The sequence below is a fragment of the Paraburkholderia sp. AV2 genome, from assembly GCF_054968425.1.
In genome coordinates this window covers 117954-132192 of record NZ_JBANLK010000002.1, presented here as the reverse complement: position 1 = coordinate 132192, position 14239 = coordinate 117954, and the positions used below count along the sequence as shown (strand labels likewise).

The 14239-nt window shown below is 64.7% G+C and carries 11 protein-coding genes; 5 read left to right on the top strand and 6 right to left on the bottom strand.

Going from position 1 to position 14239, the window contains the following annotated elements; genetic code table 11:
* Positions 1–202: 202 nt before the first annotated feature.
* Positions 203–919 (top strand): alpha/beta fold hydrolase, encoded by a 717-nt coding sequence (locus V8683_RS02330; RefSeq protein ID WP_411189228.1) that lies wholly within the window; start codon positions 203–205, stop codon positions 917–919.
* A 24-nt stretch (positions 920–943) separates the two neighbouring features.
* Here the strand turns inward: V8683_RS02330 and oxlT are convergent, their stop codons facing one another.
* From oxlT to oxc, 4 genes are all read right to left on the bottom strand, one after another.
* Complete coding sequence (oxlT, locus tag V8683_RS02325) at positions 944–2251, bottom strand: oxalate/formate MFS antiporter (RefSeq protein WP_411190523.1); 1308 nt, start codon at positions 2249–2251, stop codon at positions 944–946.
* Between the two features lie 54 nt (positions 2252–2305).
* A complete protein-coding gene (locus V8683_RS02320; RefSeq protein WP_411190522.1) occupies positions 2306–2740 on the bottom strand; it encodes a PAS domain-containing protein in 435 nt (144 codons plus the stop codon).
* A 136-nt stretch (positions 2741–2876) separates the two neighbouring features.
* The gene (gene frc / locus V8683_RS02315) at positions 2877–4127 is read right to left on the bottom strand and encodes a formyl-CoA transferase (protein ID WP_411189227.1); all 1251 of its coding nucleotides are present in this window, start codon (positions 4125–4127) and stop codon (positions 2877–2879) included.
* 47 nt (positions 4128–4174) lie between these two features.
* Entirely contained in the window at positions 4175–5920 is a 1746-nt protein-coding gene (gene oxc / locus V8683_RS02310) for an oxalyl-CoA decarboxylase (protein WP_411189226.1), read from the bottom strand.
* A gap of 406 nt (positions 5921–6326) precedes the next feature.
* Here oxc and V8683_RS02305 point away from each other — a divergent pair, with 406 nt between their 5' ends.
* Positions 6327–6716 (top strand): hypothetical protein, encoded by a 390-nt coding sequence (locus V8683_RS02305; protein ID WP_411189225.1) that lies wholly within the window; start codon positions 6327–6329, stop codon positions 6714–6716.
* Between the two features lie 40 nt (positions 6717–6756).
* Here V8683_RS02305 and V8683_RS02300 read toward each other — a convergent pair whose 3' ends face one another.
* Together V8683_RS02300 and V8683_RS02295 are read right to left on the bottom strand one after the other, a co-directional pair.
* The gene (locus V8683_RS02300) at positions 6757–8511 is read right to left on the bottom strand and encodes a long-chain fatty acid--CoA ligase (protein WP_411189224.1); all 1755 of its coding nucleotides are present in this window, start codon (positions 8509–8511) and stop codon (positions 6757–6759) included.
* 98 nt (positions 8512–8609) lie between these two features.
* Complete coding sequence (locus V8683_RS02295; protein ID WP_411189223.1) at positions 8610–9383, bottom strand: SDR family oxidoreductase; 774 nt, start codon at positions 9381–9383, stop codon at positions 8610–8612.
* Between the two features lie 399 nt (positions 9384–9782).
* Here V8683_RS02295 and V8683_RS02290 point away from each other — a divergent pair, with 399 nt between their 5' ends.
* The 3 genes from V8683_RS02290 (at position 9783) to hfq (ending at position 14235) form a co-directional block, all read left to right on the top strand.
* Positions 9783–11000 (top strand): MFS transporter, encoded by a 1218-nt coding sequence (locus V8683_RS02290; RefSeq protein ID WP_411189222.1) that lies wholly within the window; start codon positions 9783–9785, stop codon positions 10998–11000.
* Between the two features lie 298 nt (positions 11001–11298).
* Entirely contained in the window at positions 11299–13122 is a 1824-nt protein-coding gene (locus tag V8683_RS02285; protein WP_411189221.1) for an AMP-binding protein, read from the top strand.
* Between the two features lie 624 nt (positions 13123–13746).
* A complete protein-coding gene (hfq, locus tag V8683_RS02280) occupies positions 13747–14235 on the top strand; it encodes an RNA chaperone Hfq (RefSeq protein WP_411189219.1) in 489 nt (162 codons plus the stop codon).
* Positions 14236–14239 lie beyond the last annotated feature (4 nt).

Sequence of the window (14239 nt, the reverse complement as noted above, 5' to 3'; positions counted from 1 at the left end):
CAGTCGCACCGCGACAGCCCGCAGTAGCGGACCAACGGCCGGTCGATCCCGTTCGGGAGGAAAATAACCTTCTTTGCCGGGTCAACGGGAGACCCGCCGCATCGACACAGGAGGCTGCATGATCTCACTGCCGCGCGCGCAATTTGCCGACATCGACGGCCATCGTCTCGCATGGTGGTCGTCCGGGACAGGTACGCCCACGGTGGTGCTGGAGACGGGTCTGGGCGCCGAAAGCGCCGAGTGGCAAGGCGTGCAGTCGCAAATCGAAGACCGCTTTCGCGTGTTCCGCTACGATCGCGTCGGGCGAGGCGCGAGTGGTCCGGCGACCGGGCCCCAGGATGCATCCGTCATGGCCGATCGACTCGCCCGCCTGCTCCGCGCGAGCGGCCTGCCGCCTCCCTGGCTGCTTGTCGGCCACTCGTTCGGCGGATTGCTGATGCGGATTTTCGCGCATCGTTATCGGACGGAGGTGCAGGGTCTCGTACTGGTCGAGGCCATGCACGAGGATCAGTTCGACGTCTTCTCCGACGCCTTTTCCAAACCCACGGAAGCGGATCCGCCCGCATTGACGCAAATGAAGACGCTCTGGCGCGGCGCATGGCGCGATCCGCAATCGACGGTAGAACGAATCGATTTTCCGGCGAGCTTTCGGGAAGTCCGGGCGACGGGATCGCTCGGAGACCTGCCGCTGGTGGTCCTCGTGGCCGGGTCGTATCGGAATTCCCGGCTCTTCCCGCCTGAACGGCGCAACGCGCTGCAGTCCGAGTGGGAGCGGTTGCAGCAAACTTTTCTGCGCCTGTCGTCTCGCGCGACGCTGGTGCGTCTGCCGTCGAGCGAACACTTCGTCCAGCGCGACGACCCCGGTGCGATCGTCTACGCAATCGACGCTATCGCCCGAATGCGGCAGGCCACCGCGTGAATGAAGTGGACGTCAAGCGAACCGCTACTCCTGGGACCCCAGCGCCGGCGCCGCGAATACGCCTTCGGATACGGTGGCCGGCGCTGCCGAACGGAAGATCCAGCGCCGCCGCATCGGCTGCAGGACGAGCTTCGCGCACACGCCCGCCGCCATCGCCACGCAGGCTCCGAACTCGAACACGGCGTTCCAGCCGCCGTGCAGCGCGAGCAAGGTCGCCACGGGCACCAGCAGCGCTGCCGTGCCCTTCGCCGTATAAAGCGTGCCGGCATTGGCGGCCGCGTATCGCGCGCCGAACGTGTCGGCACAGGTTGCGGGGAAGTTCGAGAAGATGTCACCGTAGAACAGGAAAACGAGCCCCGAGAACAGCATGAAGAGCCACGGATCGTGACCGAAGCAGCGCAAGCCGAACAAGGCCAGTCCTTCGCCAATGAACGTCATGAACATGGTATTTTCCCGGCCGATACGGTCCGAAATGAAACCGCACAGCGGCCGCGTGAAGCCGTTGCAGAGATTGTTGATCGACAGCGTCATCGTGAGCAGCGGCAGCGTGACGCTCGCGAACGTGACCGGCATCGCCGCGAAACCGTAGGCCTTCGCGATCGGCCCGATCTGCGCGGTCGCGATGATACCGCCCGACGCCACGCACACGAACATCGCATACATCACCCAGAACAGCGGCGCGCGCACCATCTCTCGCGTCGTATAGTCGGTTTTGGTGGCCACGACACGCTTCTTCCCTGCCGCGTGGGCCGGCGGCTTCGGCCTGACCATCAGGGTTGCGAGCGCCAGGATGCACACCCCCTGAAGGACTCCGAAGAATACGAACGCGCGCTCGTAGCCCGCATGCTGAATCATGTTCGAGATCGGGATCACGGTGAGCGCGGCGCCCGCGCCGAAACCCGCAGCCGTCATGCCCGCCGCGAGACCGCGCCGGTCCGGGAACCATTTGAGCGCCGTCCCCACGCATGTGCCGTAGACGCAGCCCGCTCCGATGCCCGATATCACCGCGGCAACGTAAAGCACGGGCAGCACCGGCGCCCAGGCGTCGAGCACCCAGCCCAGCGCGACGCAGCAAGCGCCGCCCATCACGACGGGACGCGGGCCGAACCGGTCGACGAGCCAGCCCTCCACGGGCACGAGCCACGTTTCGGTAACGATGAATATCGAAAACGCCAGTTGAATCGCCGCCTGGCCCCAATGGTGGCGGGCATCCATCGGGACAACGAAGAGTGTCCACGCGTACTGCAGGTTTGCGACGAGCCCCATGCAGACGATACCCGCAACGAGCTGCACCCAGCGGTTGTGCCGCCGCGCGGTATAACCGGCTGCCATGCGATCAGTATGTGCCACGTTGTCTCTCTCCGTTTCTGTCTCTGCCTCGCCCAATCAGCCCTGCTGCACTTGCGCCTCCAGTTCCGCGAGCCGTTTGCGCAGGCCGCGCTCCTCCTGGAAGCGCGCCGTCTCGTCGCGAATCACGGCGACAACGCCCGTCACCGCGCCGCTGGGTGCACGCAGCAGCGCGACCGTAAAGGCAATCGATAGCGCGCGGCCGGCCTTGTCCACGGCGGGTACCCGGAGCACATCGTTGCCGTAGCGCGTCTGTCCGCTTTTCATCGTCTTGTGATAGCCCTCCCAGTGCCGCCCGCGCAAACGTTCCGGGATGATCAGGTCGAGCGTGCGGCCCATCGCCTCGGCCTCGGTGTAGCCGAACATGCGGGTCGCAGCGCGGTTCCAGTACGTGATGTCGCCAGTTGCGTCGGAAATGACGATGGCGTCGCCGATAGCGTCGGCGAGCTGCGCGAAATCGATGGCAGATTGCATGGCAAAAGTTCGATCGGTGAACGGCATATCGCCGTGTATCGTGGGGACGCCGCCTCTGAGCAGCCGCGGCACGCCGCCCTGCCTGCGGTAGCGCTATCCGCCGGCACGGCGGCGCTTGCTGCCGTGCCGGCTGCCCTCATACCGCGCGAACCTCGTGCAGCGCGGCGATCTGCTGGGGCGTGTAGCCCAGATCCGCCAGCACCTCGTCGGTATGCTCGCCAAGCAGCGGCGACCCCTTGATCTCCGGTTTGAGCCCCGAGAATTTGATCGGACTCCCAACCGTCAGGTAGGTGCCGCGCTCCTTGTGCGGCACTTCGACGATGGTGCCGCTCTCGCGCAACGAGGGATCGTTCGCGATTTCCTTCATGCTCAAAACCGGCGCACAAGGGATGTCGTATTTGCGCAGGATGTCGATGGCCTCGAACTTCGTCTTGTCGGCCAGCCACGCCTCGATCGTATTGAAGATCTCGAAGATGTGCGGTTGACGTGCTTTCGGCGTGCTGTAGCCGGGGTCGTCGATCCACTCCGGCTTGCCGAGTGCGTGACAGATCGGTTCCCACGCATGCCCCTGGATCGTGAAGTAGATGTACGCGTTCGGGTCGGTTTCCCAGCCCTTGCACTTGAGCACCCAACCCGGCTGGCCGCCGCCGCCCGCATTGCCGCCGCGCGGCACGACATCGCTGAAGCTGCCGTGCGGATACTGCGGATACTCTTCGAGGTAGCCCACGCGATCGAGGCGCTGCTGGTCGCGCAATTTCACGCGGCAGAGGTTGATCACGCTGTCCTGCATCGAAACGGCCACCTTCTGCCCCCGGCCCGTCTTGTCGCGGCCAATCAGCGCCGTAAGGATGCCGATGGCGAGATGCATACCCGTGTTGCTGTCGCCCAGCGCGGCGGCGCTCACCGTCGGGGGGCCGTCCCAGAAGCCCGTTGTCGAAGCGGCGCCGCCCGCGCATTGCGCCACGTTCTCGTAGACCTTTAGGTCATCGTAGTGATGCCCCTCGCTGAAACCCTTCACCGAGGCGACGATCATCTTCGGATTGAGTTCCTTGATGCGCTCCCAGGTGAATCCCATGCGATCGAGCGCACCGGGACCGAAGTTCTCCACCATCACGTCCGATTCGCGAATCAGCTTCTCCAGCACCTCCTTGCCTTCGGGCTTCTTGGTGTCGAGCGTCAGCGAACGCTTGTTGCTGTTGAGCATCGTGAAGTACAGCGCATCGACGTCCGGAATGTCGCGCAACTGGCTGCGCGTGACGTCGCCCGCACCCGGACGCTCCACCTTGATCACGTCCGCACCGAACCACGCAAGCATCTGCGTGCAGGCGGGACCCGCCTGCACGTGCGTGAAGTCGATGATCTTGATGCCGTCGAGGGGTTTGCTCATTGCCTTATCTCCTGGTTCCTGGACCGATGCGTTTTGTTCGGTTGAACTCATTGCTTCGCAGCCGCGCTCTGCGGATTCAGATTCGTGAGGCGCCCGCTTTCCGTGCCGGCCGACTCGTCGATGACGGCATTGATGAGCGTCGGCTTACCCGAGGCAATCGCCTCGACAAGCGCTGCCGCAAGCTGCCCGGGCGTGGTGGCGTGGTGGCCCACACCGCCGAACGCTTCCATCATCCGGTCGTAGCGCGCGTTCTTGACGAAGACGGTGGGCGCCACGTCGGGCCCGCCCGTGGGATTGACGTCGGTGCCGCGATAGACGCCGTTGTTGTTGAAGACGATCGTGCAGACCGGCAAGTCGTAGCGGCAGATGGTTTCCAGTTCCATGCCGCTGAAGCCGAATGCGCTGTCGCCCTCGATAGCGACCACTTGAGTGCCGCTCGTCACGGCCGCGCCGATGGCGAAGCCCATGCCGATACCCATGATTCCCCACGTGCCCGAGTCGAAGCGCTTGCGCGGCTGAACCATGTCGATGATGCTGCGCGCGTAGTCGAGCGTGTTCGCGCCTTCGTTGACGACGTTGATTTCGGGCCGCGTCTTCAGCACGTCGCGAATGGCGCGCAGCGCGCTGTGAAAGTTCATCGGCGTCGGATTCTTCGCCAGCGTCGCGGCCATCTTCGCGAGGTTCTGCGTCTTGCGCTGGGCGACGGCGTCGAGCCATTCGGCCGGCGGCTTCGGGAAATCGTGACCGAGACCTTCGAGCAGCGCCTCGACGCATGAGCCGATATCGCCGATCACAGGCGCTTCGATCGCGACGTTGCTGTCGATCTCGGTGGGCGCGATGTCGATCTGGACGAAACGCTTGCGCATGGGCGCGCCCCAGGTCTTGCCCTTGCCGTGCGAAAGCAGCCAGTTCAGGCGCGCGCCAATCAGCAGCACGGCGTCGGACTCGGCAAGCACGAACGAGCGCGCCGCCGAAGCCGACTGTTCATGCGTGTCGGGCAACAGCCCCTTGGCCATCGACATCGGCAGGTACGGAATGCCGGTCTTTTCGATCAGCGCGCGGATCGGCGCGTCGACCTGCGCGTAGGCTGCCCCCTTGCCGAGCAGGATCAACGGACGTTTCGCAGTTCTCAATACATCGAGCGCCCGCTTCACCGTGTCCGGGGCGGGAATCTGGCGAGGCGCGGCATCTACGACCTTCACGAGCGACTGCCTGCCCTTCGTGGCCCCGATGGTCTGCGCCAGTAGTTTGGCAGGCAGATCGAGGTAGACGCCGCCGGGGCGGCCCGACACCGCCGCGCGGATTGCGCGCGCGATGCCAATCCCAATGTCCTCGGCATGTAGCACGCGATAAGCCGCCTTCGCATAGGGCTTCGCGGCATTCAACTGATCCATCTCCTCGTAGTCGCCCTGCTGCAGATCGACGATCTCGCGCTCGCTCGAACCACTGATGAGGATCATCGGAAAGCAATTGGTCGTGGCATTGGCTAGCGCCGTAAGGCCATTGAGGAAGCCGGGCGCGGAGACGGTGAGGCAAACGCCGGGCTTTTTCGTTATATAGCCCGCGACAGCGGCGGCGTTGCCCGCGTTCTGCTCGTGACGAAAGCCGATGAAACGCATGCCCTCGGCCTGGGCGAGACGGGCGAGATCGGTGATGGGAATGCCGACGAGCCCGAAGATCGTGTCGATATCGTTGAGTTTCAGCGCTTCGATGACGAGATGAAAGCCATCGGTCATTTCCTGCGCGGGTGGCACAGCGGCCGTCTGCGCCTCGTTGATGCCTGCTTCTGCCATGACGTCTCCTCTTGGGCGGGGCGTGGGGTGAGCTGTGATATACAATATTTCACACACCACATTAGTCAAGCGGCTTTTTGCCCGTTCAAAGGGGGGCGCGCTGCGAAGAACGCCGGACCCTTGCACCACGGCCCTGCCAGCCCATTACACGGGTGGCGCGACGCCGCATACGTTACGGAGTCCATATCGATTCCTCCGCTTCGGCGCGTTGCGATTCAGACCGGAAACTTATCGACGCACGCGTTTCATGCGATATCGGGCAGAAATCGCGGCCTGCCCGGCCCGGCAGGCTCACCAGTCGATAAGCAAGAGCGAATACAAATCAGAAAAATCTTTAACTGTCGTCTATTCATCGGCGCTCCTACCCTTCCGTTCATGCCAATGAACATTCAGGAAGGAGACTGTCATGAGCCAACCATTCCTCAACCGGCCCGCCGCCGAACACGACACCCAATTGCACGCGCACCTGAGCGCGTTCAATTCCGCGTTTGCCGAACTGGGCCTGCGCTTTCGCTGGGATGCGCAAACGCTCCGCGCGCTTGCGGCAATCGAGGGCGAGCGCGCACGCCTTGCCGCCTATATTGGCGCGCATCATCCCCATCTTCTGCGTGCTTACAGCATCGATTTCCTGAGCGACGCCATCCTCGCGCCCAAGCACGCGCGGGCGCCCGGCGAATGGCTCGCGGGGCGCGTGGTGCTACAGGGCGTGACAAAAGAAACGCCGGCCAAAGAGGCCGGCGCGGAGTATGGCTGGGGCGAGGCGGGCGCAGGCTTGCCTGCGCTGGCCGGCACCTGACTGAGTGGCACCTGAGCGGCGCGCGAAGGATGCCGCCAGGCTAACGCGCCGCGTTCGCCTCGTCCTCCTGCAGCTTGCGCCACAGGATCTTGCCGCTGCCCGACTTGGGCAGCGTCTCGACGAACTGGACGACGCGCGGCGCCTTGTAGGCCGCCATGTTGTCGTGCGCCCAGGCAATGATGTCGTCCGCGCTCACGGCGCCCACCTGCTTCGGGTCGAGCACGACATAAGCCTTGACCGTCTCGCCGCGCCGCTCGTCCTGCGTGCCGATGATGCATACCTCCTTGATCGCGGGATGGCGGTACATCAGCGCCTCGACTTCGGCCGGCCATACCTTGAAACCCGAGGCATTGATCATGCGTTTCAGGCGGTCGGTAATGAAGTAATAGCCCTCCTCGTCGCGGCGCACCAGATCGCCTGTGCGCAGAAAGCGTTTGCCGTCGCGCTCGATGAAGGCCTCGCGCGTCGCCTCCGGATTGCGCCAGTAGCCCTGCATCACCTGCGGCGCGTGCATGATCAGCTCGCCCGACTCGCCGTCCGGCACTTCCTCCAGCGTGATCGGGTCGATCACGCGCGACTCCACGTCGAAGACCGGAATGCCGAGGCATTGCCGCTTCGGGCGCTGCGGCGGATTGATGTGCGTGCCCGCCATGGTTTCGGACATGCCATAGCCTTCGACGAACTCGAGCCCCGTGAGGTCGCGCAGCTTCTTGACAACGGCATCGGGCATCGTCGCGCCGCCGCCGCGCATCCAGGAGAGACTCGACAGATCGTATTCGCCGATGCGCGGGTTCGAAATGAAATCGACCACCATCGTCGAGATCGCCTGCCAGCCGTTGATGCGGTAGTGCTCGATCGCGCGCGCCGCGGCGTCGCGATCCCAGCGCGGCAGAATCACGATCGTCGAACCGTTGTAGATCGGGCTGTTCATGCCGCCCTGCATGCCGGTGACGTGAAAGAACGGCAGCACCGAAAGTTGTACGGCATCCTGATTGCTGCCGAACCAGTTGCAGCCGCCCACGGCCGTGCTCATCACGCTACGATGCGTGTGCATGCACCCCTTGGGCTTGCCGGTCGTGCCCGACGTATAGGGCATCACGCAGAGATCGTCCGCGCCGGCCGTCAGCGGGCCCGGCGCGCAGCGCGCCTCCAGCACATCGGCCCAATGCGTCACGCCGGGCCCCTCGACGTGGCGCGGCGCGCTCACGAACTCGGGCGGCGGCGACGAAGGCTCGCCCTTCACGTAGTCGGAATAGGTCGCGACGATCAGGTGACGCAGCCCCGGCCCGTCGCCCTCGCTCACGTGCGGCGCGATGCGCGCATGGAGTTCCTGCGAGACGAAAGCCGTGGTCGCACCGCTGTCCTCCACGTAATGCGTGAGTTCGTCGGTCAGATTCATCGGATTGACCGGCACGACTACCGCGTTCGCGCGCAGGATGCCGTAGTACGCGAGCACCCACTGCGGGCTGTTCTGCATGTAGAGCAGCACACGGTCGCCCGCCTTCACGCCGCAGCGCTGCTGCAACCAGCCGGCCACGCGCTCGGCCTCGTCCCTGAACTGCGCGAAGGTTACGGGCGTGTCGTAGAAGACGATAAAAGGCTTGTCGGGATAGCGTGCCGCCGAAACCTCGGCGTTATAGAACAGGTTCGTAGCCGGAATCGTCAGATGCGGCGAAAGATGCGGCGGCCAGAACGGCGACGGCAGGTGCGATCCTGCTTGTTGCGGCTCGGCTTGTGCCCGTTCGACGGAAGTCGACGACCGGGATGCGGACTGCGGCGAGGCTGATGAGGACATGGACCATTCCGTCTCGTTGAAGGCGCGCCACGAGCGCGGCGCGCCGATCGTGCAAGCGGTTCGCGCGCGGACCCTCGCGCGCGAACGGGGGAGGAACATCAGACAACGCTGGCGCCGCCGTCGACGGCCAGATACTGTCCCGTGATGTGACGCGCCGCGGCGCTCGCGAGGAACACGACGGCGCCCTTGAGGTCGTCGTCGTCGCCCAGGCGATGCAGCGGCGTGTGATCGATAACGGTCTGGCCAAGTTTGTCGAGCAGTCCTGCCGACATCTTCGAGGGGAAGAAACCTGGGCAGATCGCATTCACGTTGATGCCGTACTTGCCCCACTCGGCGGCCAGTGCGCGCGTGAAGTTGATGGCCGCCGCCTTGGACGTGTTGTACGCGATGGCCTGCATGGAGCCGAGCGCGCCCTTGAGCCCCGCGATCGACGCGATGTTGATGATCTTCCCGCTCTTGCGGGGAATCATGCAGCGCTTGCCCACTTCGCGCGCGAGAAAGAATGGCGCGTTGACGTTCAGGTTCATGACCTTGTGCCAGGCCTCGTCGGGATAATCCTCGGCCGGCGCGCCCCAGGTGGCGCCCGCGTTGTTCACGAGAATGTCGATCCTGCCGCAGGCAGCCAGCGCCTCGTCCACGAGCGGCGCGACGCTCGCCGCGTGCTGCAGATCGCTCACCACCGTCGTCACTTCGATCCCAAGCCCCTGCAGGTGCCGCTGCGCCTCGGCCAGCTCGTCGGCCTTGCGCGCGGTGATGACCACGCGGCAGCCCATCTCGCCCAGCGCCTGCGCCATCTGCAACCCGAGGCCGCGCGAGCCGCCGGTGACGAGGGCGACCTGCCCGCCCAGCTCGAACATGTCCCTGACCTGCATGTCTTCGTCTCCTTGATGTTTCCGGGCCGCAAGCACTCCGCCACGCGGCCCTCATGAACTGACGGACGATTCTAGCGAGGCAATCCGGCGCGGTAAATCAGGAAAAGCACGGTCGTTCATTAAAGAATCTATTGCGCGGACCGCAAGAGCGCACGCGCTCTCGTACAGCCGCACCCTCAATCTTTCATTTTTATTACACGCAAGCCATCGACAAAACCATTGGGCAACGATTCATAACGAATGACTCCAGGGATTAGCCCGAGGTTGGCGCCCGCAACCATGCAAATGTTTAATGCCGGGCGTACACTCGCGGCAAGTCCGCCGCCGGGGGGTGTCGCGGACCGCAGGAGACACCGCCGCTGCAGACGGCGCCGTAAAGGCATATCAGGAGAACAATCAATGAGCTGGACGCGGGAACAGAGAAACGTGACGATTGCCGCCTACCTGGGCTGGACACTCGACGCGTTCGATTTCTTTCTGACGGTTTTCGTTCTGAAAGACATTGCCACCGAATTCAACACCAAGATCCCCGCAGTCGCATTCGCGCTCACGCTCACGCTGGCCATGCGCCCGCTCGGCGCGCTGATCTTCGGCCGGCTTGCCGACAAGTTCGGCCGTCGCCCCACGCTGATGATCAATATCGCGTGCTACTCCCTGCTCGAACTGCTCACCGGCTTCTCGCCGAATCTCACCACCTTCCTCGTGCTGCGCGCGCTCTTCGGCATCGCGATGGGCGGCGAATGGGGCGTGGGCTCGGCGCTGACGATGGAAACCATTCCGCCCAAGGCGCGCGGCTGGGTCTCGGGCCTCCTGCAGGCCGGTTATCCGAGCGGCTATCTGCTCGCCTCGGTCGTGTTCGGCGTCCTCTATCAATTCATCGGCTGGCGCGGCATGTTCTTCGTTGGCGTGCTGCCGGCGCTGCTCGTGCTCTACGTGCGCGCCCACGTGCCCGAGTCGCCTGCGTTCCAGGTCATGGAAAAGCGCACTCGCCCGAGCCTGCTCGCCACCCTCAAGCACAACTTCGCGCTGTCGATCTATGCGATCGTGCTGATGACCTGCTTCAACTTCTTCTCGCACGGCACCCAGGATCTCTATCCGACCTTCCTGCGCGAACAGCATCACTTCGATCCGCACACGGTCTCGCTCATCACGATCGTGCTGAACATCGGCGCGATCGTGGGCGGCCTGTTCTTCGGGTCGATCTCCGAGCGGATCGGCCGCCGCAAGGCAATCTGCATCGCCGCGCTGATCGCGCTGCCGGTGCTGCCGCTGTGGGCCTTTTCGAGCGGGCCGCTGCTGCTCGCGCTCGGCGCGTTCCTCATGCAGATTTCCGTGCAGGGCGCATGGGGCGTGATTCCCGTGCACCTGAACGAGATCTCGCCCGACGAAATCCGCGCGACGTTCCCGGGTCTCGTCTACCAGCTCGGCAACCTGCTCGCCTCGGTCAACGCTACGATGCAGGCATCGTTCGCCTCGACCCACGACAACAACTACGGCATGGCGATGGCCGCCGTGGCCGGCACCGTGGCCGTGCTGATCGCCGTGATGATCCTGTTCGGGCGCGAGCGCCGAGGCATCGACATGACGCAGTCGGCCAAAGAGGTGTCGAGCGCCTGACCTTCGTGCGCGGGCGCAGCGTTTCCCCTGCTGCCCGGCAATCCGAAGCCGCGCCGGGTTTGCCCCGCGCGGCTTTTGTTTTTGCGTATCGGCACGCTGCAGGCACACCGAGGGCACGCCGCGCGCTTTCGCGCCGCGCCATGCCGTGGCACGATTCGAGCTGACGACTGGCCCGACGCTCGCGAACAAACATCGAGAACAAGCCGCCAGACCCGCCGCCGCACGATGAGCCGCGCAAGATCGCCGCCGCCGTCTACGCGGCGTGCTTCCACTATGACACGCCGCCCGGAGAGACCTCATGACCGACACGCCCCGCACGCCCACGGCCACCGACGCCACCTCGGCCCCAATCGCCGCGCCGCAGACCAAGGGGCAGACAGGGGCACCCAACGCACCCGACACGGACGGCACCTGGTACGCGTCATATCCGGCCGATGTGCCGCGCGACGTGGACGTGCATCAATACCGCTCGCTCGCGCAGTTCTTCGACCACTGCACGGCGCGCTTCGGCGATCGCGTGGCCTACGTGAGCGCCGGCTCGCCGATGACCTATGCCGCGCTCGCGCGCCGCGCCACCGCATTCGCCTCGTGGCTGCAAGGCCAGGGGGTAAAGCCCGGCGAGCGCGTCGCCATCATGCTGCCCAACACGCTGCAGTACCCGGTGGCGCTCTTCGGCACGCTCAAGGCCGGCGCCGTCGTGGTCAACGTGAACCCGCTCTACACGGCACGCGAACTCGCCCATCAGCTCAAGGACAGCGGTGCCGAAACCATCGTCGTGTTCGAAAACTTCGCCAGGGTTCTCGAAGAGGCGCTGCCCGGCACGCGCGTGAAGCGCATTGTCGTGACGGGACTCGGCGACCTGCTCGGCGAAGGCTTCAACCTCAAGGGCCGCTTCATCAACTTCATGCTGCGGCACGTGAAGAAGATGGTCCCGTCGTATCGTCTGCCGCAGGCCATGCCGCTTCTCGAAGTGCTCGCACAGGGCGCACGCCGCCCTGTGGCGCCCGTGAACGTCGAGTTCGACGATCTTGCCTTCCTGCAATACACGGGGGGCACCACGGGCGTCGCCAAAGGCGCGATGCTCACGCACGGCAACATGATCGCCAACCTGCTGCAGGCCAAAGCGTGGACCGGCGGCCAGTTCGACGCCAGCGCGAACCACCAGGAAACCGTCCTTACACCACTGCCGCTTTATCACATCTATTCGCTCACCGTGAACGCGATGATCTTCATGGCGCTCGGCGGCCGCAACATCCTTATTGCGAATCCGCGCGATATCCAGCGCGTCGTGAAGACGATCCGCCACGAGACCTTCAGTTGCATGTCGGCGGTCAACACGCTTTACAACGCGCTGCTCGACAACGAGGCGTTCCGCCAGCGCGACTTCTCGGGCCTCAAGCTCGCGATGGCGGGCGGCATGGCCACGCAGAAGGCCGTGGCCGAGCGCTTCAAGACCGTGACGGGCAAGCCGATCGTCGAGGGCTACGGCCTGACCGAATGCTCGCCGATCGTGACGATGACTCCCGTCGATATCGAACATATGCAGGACTTCGAAGGACTGGTGGGCCTGCCGGCGCCCTCGACGCTCGTGCGCTTTCGCCGCGACGACGGCAACTGGGCGAACGTCGGCGAAGCCGGCGAGCTGTGCGTAAAGGGTCCGCAGGTGATGCGGGGCTACTGGAACCGTCCCGACGAAACGGCCAAAGTGCTCGACGAGGAGGGTTGGCTCGCCACGGGCGACATCGGTGTGATGGACGTGCAAGGCTACGTGCGTCTCATCGACCGCAAGAAGGACATGATCCTCGTCTCCGGCTTCAACGTGTATCCGAACGAGATCGAAGACGTGCTGGCCGCCCATCCGGGCGTGCGCGAGGTCGCGGCGATCGGCGTGCCCGACCCCGTGCAGGGCGAACGCATCAAGGTGTTCGTCGTGAAGCGCGACCCAGCGCTCACCGAAGAGGCGCTGATCCAGTTCTGCCGCCAGCAACTCACGGGCTACAAGGTGCCGCGCCTCGTCGAGTTCCGCGAAACGCTCCCGCAGTCGAACATCGGCAAGATCCTGCGGCGCGAATTGCGCGACGAAGAAATCAGGAAACAGGCGGCGGGCTCGTCCACCGCCTGAAATCCCGGCTGCCGACGCCGGCCCGTCAGTAGCTGCTGCTCGAACTGCTGCCCGAGCTTCCCGACGAACCGCTGCTCGATCCCATGCCACTGCATGCGGCAAGCCCTGTGGCGGAAATCGTGGCCAGCATCAGCCACGCAAGCAATGTGCACCACCGTCTCATCGTCGCCTCCTTCACGAAACACGCCCGGCCGGTTTGCCTGGGATACCTTGCCATGCCCCTGTGCGGCGAGAGCTCGCCACGTGTGAGCCGGCGCACGGAAGAAATGAGGTACGCAACGCGACAATCGAGTCCGATACAAGTCGCGCGTGCACGGCCGCTTTGCCCTACCCTGTGAGGACGCGCGCGGTAAATGCGGCGTACTGTCACAGCGTACTGCTACAGTGTAGGCGTGAGTGTCGTGCATCGTGAGGCGAGGTTACGGCGCGCGGCGGCCGCCCGCTCGACCACAGGGGACACAACAATGCCCACCCGAAACCGATCTGCGAAGCCGGTTCCAAGCCGGTATAGTGCTGCAGTAATGTATGTTCACTTTCGCGCGTCTCGTCGACACAGGGTAGAATCCCGGCGAGCAAACGTTTCCAACTGAATGCGGCATCGAGCCGCCAGGTCAAAATTCGTCCATGGCTTCCGCAGAATCGCATCCGCAAAACGACTTCATGAACGCCGCGCGCAAGGAACGAAAGCGCGTCGAAATCTATCTGGTCAACGGCATTCGCCTGACCGGCTGCATCGAGTCGTTCGATCAGTATCTGGTGATGCTGCGCACGCCCGTCGGCCTGCAAGGCATTTACAAGCGAGCCATCTCCACGATCCAGCTCGATACGGGCACGCGCCCCGGTCCGCGTCCGGCGCGCCCCGCACACGGCGGCGAACATACGAGCCGCGGCCCGCACGGCAGCCATGGGGGCCACGGCCCGCGTGAATCACGCGAGCCGCGCGAACCCAGAGAGCCGCGCGAACCGCGCGAATCGTGGTCCGCACCCACCCCCGCGGGCGGCGAGCGTGCACCGCAGGACGGCCCGGTCGTCGTTACGCGCCGCCGCCGCCTCTACGGCACCGTCAATAACGGCGGCAACAACAACGGCGGCGACGGCTCGGGCAACACCTGATCCC